Source organism: Caballeronia sp. LZ033 (assembly GCF_031451265.1).
In the GTDB taxonomy this organism is placed as follows: domain Bacteria; phylum Pseudomonadota; class Gammaproteobacteria; order Burkholderiales; family Burkholderiaceae; genus Caballeronia.
The window spans coordinates 531,877-549,784 of the sequence record NZ_JARUXQ010000002.1; the positions used below are offsets into that span (position 1 = coordinate 531,877).

Annotated in this window: 19 protein-coding genes; 7 read left to right on the forward strand and 12 right to left on the reverse strand. The window is 65.1% G+C overall.

Annotation, left to right across the window (positions count from 1 at the left end; all coding sequences use genetic code 11):
• The first annotated feature begins 58 nt into the window (after positions 1–58).
• Genes QCE62_RS17875 through QCE62_RS17900 form a run of 6 tightly spaced genes read left to right on the forward strand, consistent with a single transcriptional unit; the run spans position 59 to position 6,175 of the window.
• Complete coding sequence (locus tag QCE62_RS17875) at positions 59–919, forward strand: branched-chain amino acid ABC transporter permease (RefSeq protein ID WP_309921106.1); 861 nt, start codon at positions 59–61, stop codon at positions 917–919.
• 23 nt (positions 920–942) lie between these two features.
• On the forward strand, positions 943–1,938 hold the full coding sequence (locus tag QCE62_RS17880; protein WP_409017886.1) for a branched-chain amino acid ABC transporter permease: 996 nt from the start codon (positions 943–945) through the stop codon (positions 1,936–1,938).
• Positions 1,935–2,699: an ABC transporter ATP-binding protein gene (locus tag QCE62_RS17885; RefSeq protein WP_309814409.1), complete on the forward strand. Its 765-nt coding sequence runs from the start codon at positions 1,935–1,937 to the stop codon at positions 2,697–2,699. Before QCE62_RS17880 ends, QCE62_RS17885 begins: the two co-directional genes overlap by 4 nt.
• Entirely contained in the window at positions 2,696–3,397 is a 702-nt protein-coding gene (locus QCE62_RS17890) for an ABC transporter ATP-binding protein (RefSeq protein ID WP_309814406.1), read from the forward strand. The genes QCE62_RS17885 and QCE62_RS17890 overlap by 4 nt, the downstream gene beginning before the upstream one ends.
• A 37-nt stretch (positions 3,398–3,434) precedes the next feature.
• On the forward strand, positions 3,435–4,697 hold the full coding sequence (locus tag QCE62_RS17895) for a Zn-dependent hydrolase (RefSeq protein WP_309921109.1): 1,263 nt from the start codon (positions 3,435–3,437) through the stop codon (positions 4,695–4,697).
• Positions 4,694–6,175 carry a M81 family metallopeptidase gene (locus tag QCE62_RS17900; RefSeq protein ID WP_309921111.1) on the forward strand — a complete coding sequence of 494 codons (1,482 nt, stop codon included), beginning with the start codon at positions 4,694–4,696 and terminating at the stop codon, positions 6,173–6,175. The genes QCE62_RS17895 and QCE62_RS17900 overlap by 4 nt, the downstream gene beginning before the upstream one ends.
• A gap of 28 nt (positions 6,176–6,203) precedes the next feature.
• On the opposite strand, the gene QCE62_RS17905 is transcribed toward QCE62_RS17900, so the two are convergent.
• Positions 6,204–7,091, reverse strand: a complete 888-nt coding sequence (locus QCE62_RS17905; protein WP_309922885.1) for a LysR substrate-binding domain-containing protein — start codon at positions 7,089–7,091, stop codon at positions 6,204–6,206.
• Positions 7,092–7,191: 100 nt separating this feature from the next.
• Between QCE62_RS17905 and QCE62_RS17910 the strand changes: the two genes are divergently transcribed.
• On the forward strand, positions 7,192–7,785 hold the full coding sequence (locus QCE62_RS17910; protein ID WP_309921114.1) for a LysE family translocator: 594 nt from the start codon (positions 7,192–7,194) through the stop codon (positions 7,783–7,785).
• A gap of 19 nt (positions 7,786–7,804) precedes the next feature.
• Here QCE62_RS17910 and QCE62_RS17915 read toward each other — a convergent pair whose 3' ends face one another.
• The 11 genes from QCE62_RS17915 to QCE62_RS17965 all read right to left on the reverse strand — a co-directional run bounded on the left by QCE62_RS17915 (position 7,805) and on the right by QCE62_RS17965 (position 17,781).
• Complete coding sequence (locus QCE62_RS17915) at positions 7,805–8,308, reverse strand: flavin reductase family protein (RefSeq protein ID WP_309921117.1); 504 nt, start codon at positions 8,306–8,308, stop codon at positions 7,805–7,807.
• A gap of 64 nt (positions 8,309–8,372) precedes the next feature.
• Complete coding sequence (locus QCE62_RS17920; protein ID WP_309921121.1) at positions 8,373–9,140, reverse strand: class II aldolase/adducin family protein; 768 nt, start codon at positions 9,138–9,140, stop codon at positions 8,373–8,375.
• A gap of 25 nt (positions 9,141–9,165) precedes the next feature.
• A complete protein-coding gene (locus QCE62_RS17925; protein WP_309921123.1) occupies positions 9,166–9,774 on the reverse strand; it encodes a glutathione S-transferase N-terminal domain-containing protein in 609 nt (202 codons plus the stop codon).
• Positions 9,775–9,802: 28 nt separating this feature from the next.
• A complete protein-coding gene (locus QCE62_RS17930; protein WP_309921125.1) occupies positions 9,803–10,453 on the reverse strand; it encodes a DUF1028 domain-containing protein in 651 nt (216 codons plus the stop codon).
• Positions 10,454–10,484: 31 nt separating this feature from the next.
• The gene (locus QCE62_RS17935) at positions 10,485–11,297 is read right to left on the reverse strand and encodes an ABC transporter permease (RefSeq protein WP_309814383.1); all 813 of its coding nucleotides are present in this window, start codon (positions 11,295–11,297) and stop codon (positions 10,485–10,487) included.
• The gene (locus QCE62_RS17940) at positions 11,294–12,208 is read right to left on the reverse strand and encodes an ABC transporter permease (protein ID WP_309921127.1); all 915 of its coding nucleotides are present in this window, start codon (positions 12,206–12,208) and stop codon (positions 11,294–11,296) included. Before QCE62_RS17940 ends, QCE62_RS17935 begins: the two co-directional genes overlap by 4 nt.
• Positions 12,205–13,347 (reverse strand): ABC transporter ATP-binding protein, encoded by a 1,143-nt coding sequence (locus QCE62_RS17945; RefSeq protein ID WP_309921131.1) that lies wholly within the window; start codon positions 13,345–13,347, stop codon positions 12,205–12,207. The genes QCE62_RS17940 and QCE62_RS17945 overlap by 4 nt, the downstream gene beginning before the upstream one ends.
• Complete coding sequence (locus QCE62_RS17950) at positions 13,344–14,369, reverse strand: extracellular solute-binding protein (RefSeq protein ID WP_309921134.1); 1,026 nt, start codon at positions 14,367–14,369, stop codon at positions 13,344–13,346. The genes QCE62_RS17945 and QCE62_RS17950 overlap by 4 nt, the downstream gene beginning before the upstream one ends.
• A 51-nt stretch (positions 14,370–14,420) precedes the next feature.
• On the reverse strand, positions 14,421–15,134 hold the full coding sequence (locus tag QCE62_RS17955) for a GntR family transcriptional regulator (protein ID WP_309921137.1): 714 nt from the start codon (positions 15,132–15,134) through the stop codon (positions 14,421–14,423).
• Between the two features lie 46 nt (positions 15,135–15,180).
• Complete coding sequence (locus QCE62_RS17960) at positions 15,181–16,611, reverse strand: 4-hydroxyphenylacetate 3-hydroxylase N-terminal domain-containing protein (protein ID WP_309921140.1); 1,431 nt, start codon at positions 16,609–16,611, stop codon at positions 15,181–15,183.
• Positions 16,612–16,614: 3 nt separating this feature from the next.
• Positions 16,615–17,781 carry a M20 family metallopeptidase gene (locus QCE62_RS17965; protein WP_309921142.1) on the reverse strand — a complete coding sequence of 389 codons (1,167 nt, stop codon included), beginning with the start codon at positions 17,779–17,781 and terminating at the stop codon, positions 16,615–16,617.
• Positions 17,782–17,908: the final 127 nt, after the last annotated feature.

The window sequence follows — 17,908 nt, forward strand, 5'->3', positions numbered from 1 at the left end:
TTCCAGGCGAATGCAGGCGCGGCCCGCATTCGCTCCGTCACTCTTCTGACGCAAGGCCATGAACGTTTATCTGTTGCAGGTCGTGAACGGCATCGGCGTGGGCATGCTGTACTTTCTGCTCGCGGTCGGCTTGTCGATCGTGTTCGGGCTGTTGCGCTTCGTGAACTTCGCCCACGGCGCGTTCTATCTGCTGGGCGCGTATTTCTGTTATCAGGCCATGCAATGGTCGATGAACTTCTGGACCGCGCTCGTCATCGTGCCCGTGATCGTGGGCGCGCTGGCGTGGGTCGTCGAGAAGGCCGTGCTGCGGCACGTCTACGCGCAACAGCATGAGTTTCATATTCTCGCGACGGTCGGACTCGCGCTCGTGATCCAGGAGTGTTCGATCATCGCGTGGGGGCCGATCGGCGACAACGTGGCCGTGCCGGACATCCTCAACGGCGTGGTGATCTGGGGCAGCTTCATCTACCCGAAGTACCGGCTCTTCGTGATCGCGTTCACGGCCGTGCTCGCGGCGCTGCTCTGGTGGGTGCTCGAAGGCACGCGGCTCGGCAGCGCGGTGCGCGCGGGCAGTGAATCGAGCGAGATGGTGTCGCTGCTCGGCATCAACGTGACGCGCATCTTCAGTCTCGTGTTCGCCCTGGGCGCGGGCACCGCGGCGCTCGCCGGCGTGCTGGGGGCGCCGATTCGCGGTGTCGATCCCTTCATGGGCATCGAAGCGCTCGGCGTGGCCTTCGTCGTCGTGGTGGTGGGCGGCATGGGCAATTTTCTGGGGGCGCTCGTCGGCGGACTGCTGGTGGGCATCGTGCAGAGCGTGATGAGCACGCTGTGGCCCGAAGGCGCGCGTCTCATGATCTATGTCGCCATGGCGGCGGTTCTGTTGCTGCGTCCGAACGGATTGCTCGGGAGGGCCGCGTGAATTCCAAACCGACATCGGAGGCGCTGAACGTGAGCGAGTCACGACCTTCCCCGCGGCATGCGCTGCACCGCTATCGCTTTCTTCTGCTCGCGGCCGTGGTCGTCTGCATCCTGCCGCTGACCGTCCGCTCCGGATCGCTCGCGACGGAAGTACTGGTCTTCGCGCTCGCGGCGCTTGGCTGCAACCTGCTGCTGGGACATACCGGGTTGCTCTCGTTCGGGCAGGGCATCTTCTTCGGCCTCGGCAGCTATAGCGCCGGGCTGATCCTGACGAAAGCCGGACTCCAGGTTCCCGCTGCGCTGCTTGGCGCCATCGTGGTGGGCGCCGTGGCGGCGGCGGTGGTCGGATGGTTCTCCATTCGTCAGCGCGGCGCGTACTTCGTGATGCTCACGCTGGCGTTCGGGCAGATGTTCTACTTCCTCGCCTACACGACGCCCGATCTCACCGGCGGCGACAACGGCCTGCTCGACATTCCGCGTCCCGCGCTGTCGGTTCTCGGGCATCCGCTCGTGTCCATCGCGTCGCCGTGGCAGTACTACGCGTTCGTCGCGGTGCTGTTCCTGATCGCGTTCTGGGTCATGCTGCGCGTGTCGCACTCGGTGTTCGGCCGCACGCTGCTCGCGATCCGCGACAACGAAGCGCGCGCCGCCGCCGTGGGCTACGACGTGAAGCGCTTCAAGCTCGCGGCGTTCGTCGTGTCGGGTGCGGTCACGGGGCTGGCCGGCGCGCTGCACGCGTTGATGACCGGCATTGCGCCGCTGTCCAACATCGACTATCACACGAGCGAGATGATCCTCGTGATGACGGTGATCGGCGGGACGGGCAATCTGTTTTCTTCGGTGCTGGGCGCAGCCTTCTATGTGTTGTTCGCCGACTGGCTCGCCACGCTATGGCCGCGCTGGCTGCTGTTGCTGGGCCTCGTGCTGATCGCCGTGAGCCTGTTCATGCAGCGCGGCCTGTGGGGCTTGGGCGAGCGCATCTGGCGCGCGGTGAAGCGTGAAGGGGGAGAGCCAGCATGAGCGTGTTACTGGAGGCAAAAGACTTAGGCAAGCGCTATGGCAAGTTCGCGGCGCTTACCGACGTGAACCTGAGCATCGCGAAGAACACCGTGCATTCGGTGATCGGTCCGAACGGCGCGGGCAAGACCACGCTGTTCCACGTGCTCACCGGCACCGTGCCGAGCAGCGCGGGGCAGATCGTGTTCGACGGACATGACGTGACGCGCGAGCCGGATCACCGGCGCGTGAAGCGCGGCATCGCGCGCTCCTTCCAGGTGACGAGCCTGTTCACGAATCTGCCGGTGCGCGAGAACTTGCGGCTCGCCGCACAGGGCGTCGATTCGAAGCGCGCGCTCAACGCCTGGACGCCGCCGCGCGGCGCGCTCGAACATCGCGACACGGTGGACGGCATTCTCGAACGCCTCGCGCTGCAACGGTTCGCGCAGACGCAGGCCGGTGTGCTGTCGCATGGCCAGCAGCGCCGTCTGGAAGTGGGCATGGCGCTGGCCGCGCGCCCGAAGGCCATCTTCCTCGACGAGCCGACGTCAGGCATGGGTATCGACGATCTCGACGACATGAAGCACCTGATCCGCAGCCTGCGCGACGACTACACGGTGGTGCTGATCGAGCACAACATGGACATCGTGATGGACATCTCGGACACGATTACGGTGATGCAGCAGGGCCGCGTGCTGGTGGAAGGCAAGCCCGCCGAGATTCGCGGCGACCCGCGCGTGCGCAGCGCCTATCTCGGCAACATGATCACCGGAGGCCGCGCATGATGCTCGAGGTCCAGAACCTTCATGGCTACTACGGCAAGAGCCATATCCTGCAAGGCGTGACGCTGAAGATTGCCGAGGGCGAGACGGTCACGCTGCTGGGCCGCAACGGCGCGGGCAAATCGACGACGCTCAAGAGCATCGCGGGCGTCGTGACGCCGAAGCAAGGCAGCGTGAGTTTCAACGGCACGCAGCTCGAGAAACTGCCGCCGCACAAGATCGCGGCGCGCGGCGTGTGTTTCGTGCCGGAGCATCGCGGCATCTTCAAGCTGCTGTCGGTGGAAGAGAACCTGAGGCTCGGCGCGCGCAAGGATTCGCCGTGGCAACTCGCCGATATCTATCGCATCTTTCCGCGCCTGAAAGAGCGCAGGACGAACGGCGGCGGCCAGCTCTCGGGCGGCGAGCAGCAGATGCTCGCCATCGGCCGGGCGCTGATGAATCATCCGCGTCTGTTGATGCTCGATGAACCGGTGGAAGGTCTTGCACCGGTGATCGTCGAGGAGATCGTCGCGCAACTGAAGCTGATTCGGCAGGCAGGCGTGACCATTCTGCTGGTCGAACAGAACCTCGAAGTCTGCACGCAGCTTGCTGATCGGCACACCATCATCGAGCAAGGGCGCATCGTCTACGAAGGCACGAATGCGGATTTCATCGCGGATGAATCCGTCAAGGACCGTTATCTCGGTGTCGGCGTCGTCTGAGCGCCGCCTACATAGCACACAGCGAAGGAAACCTGGCATGCAAGCTCACGATCTGCCGGCGCACGCCGGCTTGCGCATCGATGGTGCGCGTCTTTGGAACAGCCTGATGGAACTCGCGCAAATCGGCGCGACGGAGAAGGGCGGCGTGTGCCGTCTGGCGCTCACGGACCTGGACCGTCAGGGCCGCGATCTGTTCGTGTCCTGGGCGAAGGACATGGGCTGCACGGTGCGTGTGGATGCGATCGGCAACATCTTCGCGCGCCGCGCGGGCTTGCGCCATGATCTTCCGCCCGTGATGACCGGCAGTCATATCGATACGCAACCGACCGGCGGCAAGTTCGACGGCAACTATGGCGTGCTCGCGGGCCTCGAAGTGCTGCGCACGCTGAACGACAACGACGTGCGCACGCAGGCGCCGCTCGAAGTCGCGGTCTGGACCAACGAGGAAGGCTCGCGCTTCGTGCCGGTGATGATGGGCTCGGGTGTGTTCGCCGGCGCGTTCACGCTGGAACATGCGCTGGCGCAGGCCGATCGCGAAGGCGTGACGGTGAAGGACGCGCTCGCGGCGATCGGTTACGCGGGCGAGCGCATTGCGGCGCATGCGGTGGGCGCGTATTTCGAGGCGCATATCGAACAAGGTCCGGTGCTCGAGGCGAATGACAAGGTGATCGGCGTGGTGCAGGGCGCGCTCGGGCAGCGCTGGTACGACGTGACGATCGAAGGCATGGAAGCGCACGCCGGCCCGACGCCGATGGAACTGCGCCGCGATGCGCTGCTCGTCGCGGCGGACCTGATTCGCGCGGTCAACGGTATTGCGCTGACGCATACGCCGCATGCGCGCGGCACGGTCGGCTGGGTGGGTGTGCATCCGAACTCGCGCAACGTGATTCCCGGGCGCGTGAAACTGACCGTCGATCTGCGCGCCCCCGACGATGCGACGCTGCACGCGATGGACCGTGCGCTGCGCGAGTTGTGTGCGCAGGCTGACTTGCCGGTGACGGTAGACGAGGTCGTCTACTTCGCGCCGCAGCCTCTCGAAGCATCGCTGGTGGCGGCGGTGCGCGAAGGCGCCGGTGCGCTCGGTCTGACATCGATGGACGTGGTAAGCGGCGCGGGACATGACGCCGTGTATCTCGCACGCGTCGCGCCTGCCGCGATGATCTTCGTGCCGTGCAAGGACGGCATCAGCCACAACGAAATCGAGGATGCGCGCGCCGACCATCTGGAAGCGGGCTGCAACGTGCTGCTTCAGGCGATGCTGCGCGCAGCGAATGCATCGGTTGAAGGAGCGCGCGCATGAAGATCCTCATCGCCCGGATGAACCACGAGACCAACACGTTCTCGCCGGTGCCGACGCCGCTCGAAGCCTTCGGCCGCGATGGTCCCTGTTATGGCGCGGAGGCTTATCGCGAGAACGCGGGCATGCGCACGGCAATGTCCGCGTTCATCGACGCCGCCGAACGCGCGCAAGCGGAGATCGTTACGCCGATCTCCGCTTCGGCAAATCCGAGCGGTCGCGTGGATGCCGCGGCTTACGATGCGATCTGCCAGTCCATCGTCGATGCCGCCGAAGGCTGTGACCTCGTGATGCTCGATCTGCATGGCGCGATGGTCGCCGAAAATTCGCCCGACGGCGAAGGCGATCTGCTCGAACGCGTGCGGCGAGCGCTGCCGCATGCGCCGATTGCGGTATCGCTGGACCTGCATGCGAACGTCACGCAGAAGATGATCGATAACGCCGATGTCATCACGAGCTTCAAGACCTATCCGCACGTGGACATGTACGAGAGCGGCGAGCTTGCGGCGCGGCTCGTGTTCGATCGGGTTCATGCGCGGGCAAAGCCTGTCATCGCATGGGCGCAGCCGCCGCTCCTGACCCACACGCTCAGGAGTTCGACGGCCGCAGGGGCGATGAAGCGGGCCGTCGATGCCGCGCGCGCCGTCGAAGGACGCGACGGCGTGCTGGCGGTTTCGGTGTTGTCGGGTTTTTCGCTGGCGGACATCGCATCGCCGTGCATCAGCGTGGTGGTGGTGGCGGACGGCGATCGGGCGAAGGCGCAGGACGTGGCGGACCGTATCGCACGGCAGATCTGGGATGAGCGCGAAGACTTCGTGTATCGCAGCGCGCCGCTTGCGGAATCCATCGCTGAAGGGGCGTCGCTTGCGCGCGATGCCACGAAGCCCGTCCTGCTGCTCGATCATGGCGACAACTGCATGTCAGGCGGCACGTGCGACACCACCGATGCGTTCGAGGAAGCGTTGCGGCAGGGACTCGAAGGCATCGTCGTCGGGCCGCTGTGCGATCCGGAAGCGGTGGCACAGCTGTTTGCGGCGGGCGAAGGCGCGACGGTCACGCTCGGCATCGGCAACAAGCTGGCGAGTGTGACTTCGCGGGGCAAGCCGCCTTTCGAGGTGACGGGTATCGTTCGCGCGCTGACGGATGGCGAGTATGTGATCAGCGGCCCGACTTACACGGGACAGCGCGCCTACATGGGACGTGCGGCTGTCATCGAAACGCCTGCTGCGCGCATTCTCCTGACCGAACGCACGCATGAGCCGTGGGATCTGGGCGTGTTCGAAAGCGTGGGCATCGATCCGCGCGGCGCCCGTTTTCTGATTCTCAAGTCGCGCATGTATTGCCGCCCGGTGTTCGTGCCTATCGCCGGAGGGTTGGTGGAGTGCGACAGTCGCGGACCGACGAGTTCGGACTATGCGCTGTTCCCGTTCGTCAATCTGAAGCGTCCGGTGTTTCCCCTGGATGCGGATGCGGGGTATTGAGCGACAGCGTGCGTCCGCGGCTTCACGTTCACGCGATCTTCGCGATCCGCCCTGATGAAGCAACTTCCTGCGGCATCGTTTCCCGCACACAGCGCGCGAAGGCCTGCGCTGAAGGCTGGGCCGATGCCGGCAAGCGCAGGCAGATGGCGAACTGCGGAAGCGAAGGCAAGCCTGCGAGATGCGGCGCGAGCGTTTCGAGGTCGGCGGGCACCGTGGATGCGAGCCATGCGGTAATCGCAAGGCCGGCCCTGACCGTGGCGGCGGTCGCCTCGATATTGCCGCTCTCGAAGACCGTGCGCCACGCGATGCCTTTGTCCGCGAGCGCGCCGAGCACCAGCGGCCGGAAGGCGCAGCGTTCATCCACCATCGAAAGAGGCAGTGGCCGCTTCTGCCACGCGACGCTGTCGCGCCCCGTCACCCAGACGAGCGGTTCGATACGGATCACGTCGCCCTCGGCTTCGCCTGCGACGGCTTCGACCAGCGCCACATCGACGCGCCCCGCATCCAGTGCCTCGCCGACTTCGGACGAGGCCGCGCAGACCAGCGACACATCCACATGCGGATGGGCTTCAGCGAATGCCTTCATTGCGGGAGCGAGCGGGGTCACGAGGTCGTAGGGCACGCCGACGCGCAGGCTGCCGCGCAACGGCTGCGCGTTCATGTCGGCCCAGATCTCGTCGTTCAGCTTCAACAGCTGACGCGCCTTGACGAGAAACGGTTCGCCCTGGCGCGACAGCTCCAGCTTGCGCGTCTTGCGCACGAACAACGGGCAGTCCAGTTGCTCTTCCAGACGCTTCACCTGCTGACTGACGGCGCCCTGCGTCATGTGCAGGAGATGTGCGGCCACGGTCATGCTGCCGCTGTCGGCGACGGTCACGAACGTGCGGATCAGGTCGAGGTCGAGATTGCGGATCATCGATGCATTAGGCGCGGTAATGGACGGCATCAATATTATTAGCTTTTATGATGCATAGGCGGTCGCTAGAGTGCAAATATCGATTACCCGATTTGCGCTAATGACTGCCTCGATCCTCCCGCTCTGCCTCTTTGTCGCCGTGGCGACCGTCACGCCCGGCGGCGCCACCACGCTCGCCACCGCATCGGGCGCACGCTTTGGCTTCACGCGTTCGCTGCCGCTGATGCTCGGCATCGCGACCGGCCTCGCTTCGCTTGCGGCGGTGGCGGCGCTCGGCCTGGGCGGCATGCTGCTGGCCATGCCTACGTTGCAAACCGCCGTGAAGGCAATCGGCTCCGCCTACCTGTTGTGGCTCGCGTGGCGCATTGCGCGCAGCGGGCCGCTGAACGCGCAAGCGGGCCCCGCGCGGCCGGTCACGCTCGTCAACGGCGTGATGCTGCTCTGGCTCAATCCGAAGAGCTGGGCGATGACCGTCGGCGCGGCGGCGTCCTTCGAGTTGCTCGCGAGTAGTCCCGGCCGCCTTGCGATGCTGCTCGCGGTGGCGTTCGGCGTGGCCGCGTGCGTCTCGCTTGCGCTGTGGTGTGCGCTCGGCGCCGTGCTGGCGCGGGTCTTCCGCACGCCGCTGCAATGGCGCGTGCTCAATCTCGCGATGGGTGCGATGCTGGGCGCGTCCGTCGTCGCGGCGTGGGTCTGATCAGATCCGCCTGCGAGCTTCATGCACTCAATGGACTGCAATGCGCGAAGGTCCGGCCGTGCCACATCAGGCATGCCGGGGCATCGTCCTGTTGCGTGAATGCAATATCCCGGATCACGCCGATGAATATTGAATGCGAAAAACCATCGTGCCGCCCGGCGATTTCGCAATCGAGCACGACGACGGCATCGTCGAGCATCGGCGAACCGGTCTTGCTCACGCGCCACCGATGCGTGTCGAAGCGGGCTTCGCCGCGCACGTCGCGGAACCGGTCGACCACGTCGCGATGCTCCACCGAAAGCAGGTTCACGGCGAACTTCCCTTCCTGGATCAACACGTCGTGCGTGGCCGCGCTCTTGTTGACACACACGACGATGGAAGGCGGCGTCGATGAAAGACTGCATACCGATGTTGCGACCAGACCGGCCGGCTTGCCGTCGCTCATCGTGGTGATGACCGTCACGCCAGCGGCGAACAGCGACATCGCTTTCTGAAACTCAATGACCGGATCGGTGACCTGCAATTCCTGCTCCTGCGAGTGATTTGAGCGGAGGCGAGCCGCGTGCATGCCTTCAGTGTCGTGTGGATCAGTCTTCGCGCCAGCCGGGATATTTTTCATCGAGCAAGCGCAGCATCGAAGGCCACATCCGGTGACCGGCCGCTTCGGGATTGAAGCTGCTGGTGAACTGGCTCACGGTCTTCTCGATCAGCGCCCGCGACGGCGTCACGAACGGCCGGCCGGACGCGAGCACGTCCATCTGCACCTGGGCGGACTGCTCCAGGTAGTACATCAGGTAGAACGCGGCGGGGATGTTCGGACCCACGGCGAGCAAGCCATGGTTGCGCAGGATCAGCCCCACCTTGCCCGCGATATCGCGGCGCAGGCGTTCGCCTTCGTCGAGGTTGAAGGCGAGACCTTCGTATTCATGCATGCCGATGCGGTCATGGAACTCGATCGCGAACTGGTTGATCGGCAGCAGACCGTCTTCGAGACACGACAGCGCGACGCCCGAGCGCGTATGCGTATGCACCACGCAACCGATATCCGGCCGCGCCGACAACAGCGCGCTGTGGATCACGTAGCCGGCGGCATTGGCGGGATGGTTCGACGGATCGTCGCTGAAGCCGGCGTAATCGACCTTGAGCAGGCCACCCGGCGTCACTTCCTCGAAGCGCAGGCCGTAGGGGTTGATGAGGAAGGCCTCTTCGCCCGGCACCTTGGCCGAGGCGTGCGTGAAGATGGTGTCGTCGAGTCCGTAGTGAGCGAGCAGACGATACAGCGCGCACAGATGCAGACGCGCATCGGCTTCGGTTTCGATCGGGACGAGCAGCGGCGGGCGGTCTTTGATGAGCATTGTTCTGGTTCCTTGGTCGGGCAGGTCAGGCAGGACGAGTCGCGGCGAACGACGGACGAAGCGCGAAGCGCGCGAACCATGCGCTCGCGGCAGGGCGGCCCGCGCGCCAGTCCAGCGATTCAAAGCGGAAGTCGAGATAGCCCAGCGCGCACGCAATGGCAATCTGGCCGAGATCGACGGGCATATTGAATGCATTCGACATGCATTCAATTTCATCGAGCGCGGCGGTCACTTTCAGCAATTGCGCGGAAGACCATTGTTCCCACTGCAAGGCTTCGGGACGCACGGCCTCGTAGCGGATGAGCAAGGCCGCGTCGAGCAGGCCGTCGCCGAGCGCTTCGGCGCGTCGCACGGTCCAGTGCGCCGCGCCCTCGGGCAGCAGCACGGTCGCTTCGGGCGCTGCCTGTGCGCACAGGTACTCGGCGATCACGCGTGAATCGAACAGCGCGAGGCCGTCGTCGGTGACGAGCGTGGGCAGCTTGCACAAGGGATTGAGCGCGCCGAGCGTGTCGTTGCGCCTGACCGGACTGGCCGTGGCGGCGACTTTCTCGATGCGCGCATCGAGCCCGAGTTCGTGCGCGACGATCACCACCTTGCGCACGAACGGCGATGTTGCGGCGTACATCAGTTGCATGTGAAGTTGTCCTCGTGGCGAAACAGGTTCAGACGACGGTCAGCTGCGGCGCATGCGCGCGGCTCACATAACCGTCGCGCAGCGGTGCGTGGACGGTCCATAGATCACGCAGCGCGCGCAAGGGCGTATCCGCGCCATCGATGCGCAGATCGGTTTCAGGCCAGGGCTCGGCATGCGCGCACAGCAGGCCGGCCGAGCGCAGCGCGCGCACTTCGCCGCCTGCGGCAAGCCCGGCATCGGCGGCAGCGAGCAGACGCTCCGCGAAGGGCGCGTCCGATGCCTCGAAGGCCGCGACCATCGCAGCAGGAATGTCGCTCGATGCGAGCAGGTTGCCGGCCGCGGCGCAGTTCAGCCCGCGCGCCGACGCGACAGTTGGCAGCGCGGCAGCGCCGGTGAACACGGCGGTTTCGCCGCGCGCATCGATGACGCTCAACTGGCGATAGTCCGGTTGTGGATCGATGCGTTGCAGCGCGTCGAGCACCTTCGCGGCGGGAATGCCCTGCGCGAGCAAATCCAGGCCGATGTTGCCGAGCGCCGGATTGGTCAGGTTCTGCGTGGCGACGGCGCCGACGCCCGCGCGAACCCATGCGCAACGGCTGGCCACGCAGATGCTCGACGAAGTGACGATCATCCCGAAGGCGCCGGTTTCGGCGCAACGGGCAACGAGAGAGAAGGTCATGACGGTATGCGTTCAGTGGAGGGCGGCACGCTCATTCGACACGGAAGATCTTCTCCAGCCCGATCAGCCGGCCCACCACGAGCACGAGCAGCGTGGAGAGCAGGATCAGCACCGCCGACATCGCCGCGACAGTGGGATCGTCGAAGTCGCGCATATACGCATAGGCGGCGACGGGCAGCGTCGTGCTGTGCTGCGCGGCGAGGAAGGTGGAGACGGAGAAGTTGTCGATGGCCTCGACGAATACGAAGGTGCCGCCCGCGATCAGTCCCGGTCTCAGTTGCGGCAGCACGACCAGGCGAAAGGCCTGCCAGTTCGACGCCCCGAGGTTGCGCGCGGCCTCTTCGAGATCGGTGCGCATGCCGTGCAGGTTCGCGACGAGCGCGCGCACGGAGTAGGGCAGCGTGAAGCAGATCATCGCGATCACGAGTCCGGTGAATCCCGGGCCGATGCCGGTGTGATACAGCAGGATCAGGAACGCGATGCCGGTCACGACGCCCGGAATGATGATCGGCGACATCAGCAGCGCGTTGATCGCCTCCACGCCGCGGAAACGGCCGCGCACGAGCGCCCATGCTGTCGGCACCGCGATGATGAGGCTCACCGGCGTCACGATGGCGCCCATCAGCAGGCTGGTGCCGAACGCCGTGCGGAACGAATCGCTGGAAAAAAATTGCTGAAACCACTTCAGGGAAAAACCGGAAGGGGACAACGAAAAATAACTGTCGTTGCTGAACGCGTAGTACACGATGAACACCACCGGCGTCAGCATGAACAGCCCGACCAGGACGGCGAACAGACGCACGCCGGGGCCATAGGCGAGATAGTCTTCACGGGCGGTGCTCATCGGGTGGCGCTCCTGGCAACATGACCGCCGGCGAGTCGTTGCGACAGCGAGAACAGCCACACGAACGCGAGCGAAACAACGAGAAAGAGAGTCGCCGTGGCGGCGGCAAACGGCAGATCGAACGCGACGAAGATCAGTTCGTAGATCTCGTTCGACAGCAGGCGCACGTGTCCGCCGCCCAGCACGAGCGGAAACAGGAACGAGCTCAGCGAGACCGCGAAGGTCAACGCACTCGCCGCGATCACGCCCGGCACGCTGAGCGGCAGCGTGACGCGACAGAACGCGGACAGCCTCGATGCGCCCAGATTGATGGCGGATTCCTCCAGCACGCGCGGCACGTTCTTCAGCGGGCCGAGCAGCGTGAGCACGAAGAAGGGAATCACGAAATGCAGCAGGGACACGAAGACGCCGCCCTGGTTGTAGATCAGGTGAAGCGGCGAATCGATCACGCCGAGCTTGCGCAGCACCGAATTGATGAGCCCGCTGTTGCCGAGGATGATGACCCACGCATAAGCGCGCGTGACCGTTCCGGAAAGGAACGTCACGACCAGCGACACCATCAGGAACTGGCGCAAGCCGCTCGATGCGCAGCGCACCATCACATACGCCATCGGAAAGCCCACCAGCGCGGCGGCGACGGTCAGTTCGGCGGAGATGCCAAGCGTCGCGCCGAGAATGCGCCACTCGGAGGCGGAGCGCAGGAAGCGGGCGTAGTTGTCGAGACTGATGGGTCCGACGCTGGCCGCCTGTCCCGGCACCCGATGCAGCAGGCTCGTATAAAGAAAGATCGCATAGGCGCTGAAGAACACGATCAGCACCACGGCGGCCGGCGCGAGATTCCAGCGCGATACGCGCGGCGTGAAATCGACGATGGGCGCAATGCCCGGAGCAATGATGGGCGGGTTCTTCATGCGCGCAGCACCATGCAGTCCGCGACAGCGATCGAGAGTTCGACCAGCGCGCCTTCGGGAAAGACCGGCTCGCCGGCATGACGCGGTGCGTCGACGGTCAAACGCAGACCATGCGATTCCACTTCATACGTCACCTTGTCGCCGAGATTCATCGCGAGCGCGATGCGTCCAACGAGATGCGAGCCGGACTGCACGCCGGTTCGTGCCGTGCCCGCTGCCGCGAGACGTATCGCGCCGGGACGGATGGTGACGTCCACAGCGTCGCCCACGCGCCGCTCGGCGATCCCGCTTACGCTCAGGCGTCCGCCGTCCGGCAGGTTCAGCACGCCGCGCTGGCCTTCCATGGCGGCCAGTGTGCCCGTAACGGTATTCGACGTGCCGATGAACTGCGCGACGAAACGCGTGGCCGGGCGGTCGTAGATGTCGGCGGGCGCGCCGCACTGCTCGATGCGGCCCGCGTTCATCACCGCGATGCGGTCCGAGATCGCCATCGCTTCCTGCTGGTCGTGCGTGACGCAGATGGTGGTGACGCCCACCGCGCGTTGCAGCTTGCGCAGTTCCACCTGCATCTGGTCGCGCAGGCTCTTGTCGAGCGCGCCGAAGGGTTCGTCGAGCAACAGGACCTTCGGCTGCGTGACCAGTGCGCGCGCCAGTGCGGCGCGCTGTTGCTGGCCGCCGCTCAGCTGCGCGGGATAGCGTTCGGCCAGTGCGGAGAGCCGCACCATCTCGAGCGCTTCGAGCGCGCGTTTGCGGGCTTCCGCAGCGGGCACGCGGCGCATCTTCAGGCCGAACATCACGTTGGTCAGCACGTCCATGTGCGGGAACAGCGCGTAGCTCTGGAACACCATGGCGGTGTCGCGGCGATGCGGCGCGACACCGAGCACGTCGCGCTGACCGAGCGTCACGCGGCCTTCGTCGGCGGTGACGAAGCCCGCGATCAGACGCAGCAGCGTGGACTTGCCGCAGCCGCTCGGGCCGAGCAGCGTGAGCAGCGCGCCGGCGGGAACATCGAGCGAGACACTGTCGATCGCGGTGAAATCGCCGTAGCGCTTGCGCACGCCGATGACCGACAATGGCTCGCCGCGTGTGGGCGATGCGATATCCGGCGCCGTCACGGCGGCCGACAGTTGGGTGCTCATCGTGCGATTTCCTGATTGAAGCGGTCGGTCCATGCGCCGATGTTGGCGTTGACGTTCTTCTCGTCGATCACCATCTCGTCGCCCGGCTTGGGCAGGGCGTCCACCAGCGCGGCGGGCTGCGTCGACTTGCGGTTGATCGCGCTCATGTTCAGCTTTTCAGCGATCTGGCCGTTGATGTCGGCGCTCAGCAAAAAGTTGAGGTAGTCGGCGGCGAGCGCGCTGTTGGGCGTGCGCACCAGCACGGCGACGTCGGAGTTCATCGGCGTGCCCTTCGGGCTAACGATCTTCACCGGGCGTCCCGCGTCCGCGACCCGCTTGGCCTGCGACGGCGGCGCGATCAGCACCGACACTTCACCCTGCGCGAGCGCCTGGCGTGCCTGTGCGTCCGAGTTGTAGAACATGGCGGCGTTCGGCTTGATCTTCTTCAGCATGTCGAAGCCCGTATCCGCCGAGCCCGGCTTGCCGCCGACGTTCGCGGCGATCATCAGCATGCGGCCCTGATAGAAGCCCATGGCGGGCACGGCGATCTTGCCGGCGAAGCGCGGATCCCACAGTTCCTTCCAGGACGTGATGGGCTTGTCCACGAGGTCGTTGCGATACACGATCGACAGCGGATACGAATACAGTGCGACGTAGTTCGGCGTCGCGAGTCCGGGCATCACGTCCTTCAGGTTCGGCATCTGCGCGGCGGGCAGTGGCGTGAACAACTGCTGGTCGGTCACCGCGCGTTCCGCGACGGACGAGGTGGTGAGCCACACATCGACGCTCGGCGCGCTCTTCATCGCCTGAAGCTTGACGAGTCCTTCGCCCGACGACGACTGCGTGACGAGATTCACCTTCACGCCGGTCTTCTTCGTATAGGCCTCGCTCGCGGCCTGCAGCGCGGTCTGCCACGTGAGACCCCAGGACAGTACCGTGATGGAACGGGTTTCGTCGGCCTGCGAGGTGGTCGCGCCCAGCAGGGTCAGTACGGCCGCCGTCGCAAGCGCGACGCGGCGGGAAATTGCAAGCTTCAGGTTCATTGCATTACCCCGTAGTGGAAATCGTTGATAAAAAAATCGAGCTGTTCTGTTTCAGCGCAAGGCGGCCTTGGCCTTTTCCTTCAGCGCACGCTTCCTGTCCTGTTCGAGATGCTTGCGCACCAGCTTCTCGGCACGCGCGCTGTCGTGGGCCCGCAGCGCGGCGACAATCTCGCTGTGCTGCGCAATGGCCGTCTGGCTTTCGCGCGGGCTGTAGCTCGCGAGCATCTTTTCGTTCAGGAAAAATTCCTGAAAGCTTTCGACCATTCGCGCGAGCCGTTCCGAGCGCGCGGCGCGGGTGATCGCTTCGTGGAAGCGTTGGTTGATCTGCACGCGTGCATCGATGTCATGCATCGACGCATGCGTCTCGTCGATCAGGCCATCGAGCACCTTCAGTTCCTCGTCCGTGATGCGCTCCGCCGCGAGCCGCGCCGCGCAGCCTTCGAGCGCCTCGCGGATCATGTAGATCTCGTCGAGTTCGCTCGACGTATCCACCACTTCCACGCCGCCATGCTTCAGCGGCCGCACGAGCTGGTCACTCGTGAGACGCGAGATCGCCTCGCGTACCGGCGTGCGGCTCGCGTTGAGCGCTTGCGCCAGTTCGACTTCGATCAGCCGGCTGCGCGCGGGCAACTGGCCTTCGATGATCGCGCGGCGCAGCTTGCGATAGAGCTGGTCCGCGACCCGTTCGGGCGCGGCGTCGTTCGGCGGCAGCAGCAGCGCGGCATCACCGGCTTGTGTGTCGATCGTGTCGGTGGTGTTGGTCATGAAGGTGTCTCCGGAAGCGGTTTCGGACCAGGCCGTTGCTTTCTCGTCAGGCGCCGATCAGCGCGCGGGCACGCGCCACCGAGGCCTGCTTGTCGAACGAATGGAAGAGCGCCATCGCCTGCACGGGCGGCGGGCTTTCGGCGAACATCTGATAGGCCTGCATGCGGCCGCCGAACGACGTCGCGGTGAGTTCGGCCGCGAGGTTCAGCGTGCGCAGACGTTCCGCGCCGCTTGCTTCGCCGATGCGGTAGTACTTCTCGAGATCGCGGCGCAGGTCCAGGTTGTTATAGGTGGCTTCGTCCGGCGCCATCACGGCCGCGCCGCCCGCGAGGTCGCGCAGGATCTGCGTCATCGTGTAGTAGTTCGACGACGCGAACACGCGGCCCGCATTCTGGATGGACTGGTTCGGCATGATCATGCCGGTGCGGCTGGTTTCGTACGCGGCTTCGGACGCGAGGATGAACGAGCGGATGCCTTCGCGGAACCCCATCAGCGTCGCGATCTTTTCGCGGATCACGGGCACATTGATGAGGCGCGTCTGTTCGGCGAGCAGCAACGCGGTGCCGACCAGCAGGTCCGCCTTCGCATACGAGCGGTTCAAGAAACCTTGCGCGGCCCACTTCGGCAAATCCTGGCGAATCAGGTTGGCGAGTTCGGGCTGACGCGAGAAGATCACGTTCTCCCACGGCACGAACACGTTGTCGAACACCATCAGCGTGTCCAGTTCGTCGAAGCGTGCAGACAGCGGATGATCGAAGGCGGACTGCTTTTCTTCCAGCGGCGCGCGGCAGATATGGCGCACGTTCGGCGAATTGAGCGGCACGATGCAGGCCACCGCGTAGTCGCGATTCTCGGGAATCCAGTTGCCGACGGTCGGCTTGCAGAACGCCACGTGCGCATAGCACGCGCCGGTTTCATACTTGGCGCCACGAATTACGATGCCGTCGTCGCGTTCCTCTACCACGCGCAGGTACATGTCGAGATCGTCCTGCTGATACGGCTGCTTGCTGCGGTCGCCCTTCGGATCGGTATTGCCGCTCGTCATGAAGAGGTTCTCGCGCTGCAGCTTCGAGAGCCAGCGCTCGACGTTCTGTGCATAGCGCGTGTCGAAGCGGTCGAGCAGGTCCTTGCGGTCCTTCATCACGAACAGCGGCGTGACGGTTTCGTCGCCGAAGCGGTCGATCACCGGACTCACTTCATTCAGCACCGCAGCAGTCATCTCGCGGCGGTTGCGCAGGTCGTCGAGCGTATCGGGCAGTTTGTACACGCGGCTTGCCATCTCGCCGTCTTCCGTGCGATAGCCGAAGACGTCGGCATAGCGCGGGTCGTGCTGCAGGTCGTACATGCGCGCCATTGCATCGACCATCGGCTTGCTTGCCGGATGCGTGGTCACGTCGGTGACACGCTCGCCCGAGATATAGACCTCGCGTCCATCGCGGAGCGAAGCGCGATATTGATCCCCCGTCATCAGTGCCATGGGTCAAATCTTCCTGGTGTTATTGAGTTGCAGGATGAGGCCGCAAAAGAGCGCGCCACGTTCGGCGAGACTGGCGAGCGAAATGGATTCATCGCGCGCGCAGATGTTCTCGCAGACCGGGCCGAGCGCATCGAGCGTCGGGATGCCGAGTGCGGCCGAAAAATTGCCGTCCGAGCCACCGCCTGTCGGCGGCACTTCGAACAGCGGAATGTCGAGTTGCGCGGCCAGATCGAGCGCGATGTCGCGCAACGGGCCGTTGTGGGCGTCGGTGAAGGCGGGGCGCGTCAGGCCGCCGCGCAGATCGAGCGCGACGCCTTCATTGCGCCGTTCCGCGCCGATACGGCGAATCTCCGCGATCATCGCGTCGGCTTGCGCTTGCGTGCGCGCCCGCAGGTCGATATCCATCCGCGCTTCGGGCGGCACCACCTGACGCGCCGCGCCGCCATGGAACATGCCGACGTTGACCACTGCGCCGTGCTCCGGATCGCTCAACGCTTCGAGCGGTTCGACCTTGACGGCGAGTTCGCGGATCGCGCTCGCGCCTTTTGCGTAGTTCACCGCGCAATGCGCGCTGCGTCCGTGAGCGCAGAGCTGGAACGCGCCGAGCGCGCCGCGTGCGGTGACGATCCCGCCGCCGGGGCGTCCCGGTTCGAGCACCAGCACGAAGTCCGCTTCTTGCGCCGCCGCTTCGATGGCGGGGCGGCTGTGCACGCTGCCGAGTTCTTCGTCGGGCACGAGGAAGAAGGTGATGGAGGCGAGGTCGTCGAAGCCATGCGCGAACAAATAGCGCAGCGACGAGAGCGCCATCACGAGTCCGCCCTTCATGTCGCCGACGCCCGGGCCGGTGGCGCGGTCGCCGTCGATGCTGAAGGGCCACTCGGCGACGGTGCCTTCCGGCCATACGGTATCGGCGTGACCGAGGATCAGCAGGCGGCCCCTGCCGGACAGCGTGCGCGTGGCAACCAGTTGATCCGCGCATGCGGACATTGGCCGGCGGTCGATCGTGAAGCCGAGCGTGCGCAGCCCGGCTTCCATGATGTCGACGACCCGGTTCACGCCTTCGACGCAATACGACCCGCTGTCGATATTCACGAGGCGCTCGAGCGTGTGCGTCATCTCGGGCAATTGCTGCGCGAGCGTGGTCCTGCACTCGCGGACGTCGAAGTTCATCGAAGCTCCATGGCGGGGCGATGGAACACCCCTGAATCGTTGTTTTCTGCATGCAGAACTGCACGCGACGACGAACGATATGAAGTCGATTTTTTGGCGTCAACCGGAAAAGAATGCGGTCGAAAGA

Coding starts and splice junctions, on each gene's coding strand:
- QCE62_RS17875 (WP_309921106.1), top strand. CDS start 59: ATGAACGTTTATCTGTTGCAGGTCGTGAACGGCATCGGCGTGGGCATG.
- QCE62_RS17885 (WP_309814409.1), top strand. CDS start 1,935: ATGAGCGTGTTACTGGAGGCAAAAGACTTAGGCAAGCGCTATGGCAAG.
- QCE62_RS17890 (WP_309814406.1), top strand. CDS start 2,696: ATGATGCTCGAGGTCCAGAACCTTCATGGCTACTACGGCAAGAGCCAT.
- QCE62_RS17895 (WP_309921109.1), top strand. CDS start 3,435: ATGCAAGCTCACGATCTGCCGGCGCACGCCGGCTTGCGCATCGATGGT.
- QCE62_RS17900 (WP_309921111.1), top strand. CDS start 4,694: ATGAAGATCCTCATCGCCCGGATGAACCACGAGACCAACACGTTCTCG.
- QCE62_RS17905 (WP_309922885.1), bottom strand. CDS start 7,091: ATGATCCGCAATCTCGACCTCGACCTGATCCGCACGTTCGTGACCGTC.
- QCE62_RS17910 (WP_309921114.1), top strand. CDS start 7,192: ATGACTGCCTCGATCCTCCCGCTCTGCCTCTTTGTCGCCGTGGCGACC.
- QCE62_RS17920 (WP_309921121.1), bottom strand. CDS start 9,140: ATGCTCATCAAAGACCGCCCGCCGCTGCTCGTCCCGATCGAAACCGAA.
- QCE62_RS17925 (WP_309921123.1), bottom strand. CDS start 9,774: ATGCAACTGATGTACGCCGCAACATCGCCGTTCGTGCGCAAGGTGGTG.
- QCE62_RS17930 (WP_309921125.1), bottom strand. CDS start 10,453: ATGACCTTCTCTCTCGTTGCCCGTTGCGCCGAAACCGGCGCCTTCGGG.
- QCE62_RS17935 (WP_309814383.1), bottom strand. CDS start 11,297: ATGAGCACCGCCCGTGAAGACTATCTCGCCTATGGCCCCGGCGTGCGT.
- QCE62_RS17940 (WP_309921127.1), bottom strand. CDS start 12,208: ATGAAGAACCCGCCCATCATTGCTCCGGGCATTGCGCCCATCGTCGAT.
- QCE62_RS17945 (WP_309921131.1), bottom strand. CDS start 13,347: ATGAGCACCCAACTGTCGGCCGCCGTGACGGCGCCGGATATCGCATCG.
- QCE62_RS17950 (WP_309921134.1), bottom strand. CDS start 14,369: ATGAACCTGAAGCTTGCAATTTCCCGCCGCGTCGCGCTTGCGACGGCG.
- QCE62_RS17955 (WP_309921137.1), bottom strand. CDS start 15,134: ATGACCAACACCACCGACACGATCGACACACAAGCCGGTGATGCCGCG.
- QCE62_RS17960 (WP_309921140.1), bottom strand. CDS start 16,611: ATGGCACTGATGACGGGGGATCAATATCGCGCTTCGCTCCGCGATGGA.
- QCE62_RS17965 (WP_309921142.1), bottom strand. CDS start 17,781: ATGAACTTCGACGTCCGCGAGTGCAGGACCACGCTCGCGCAGCAATTG.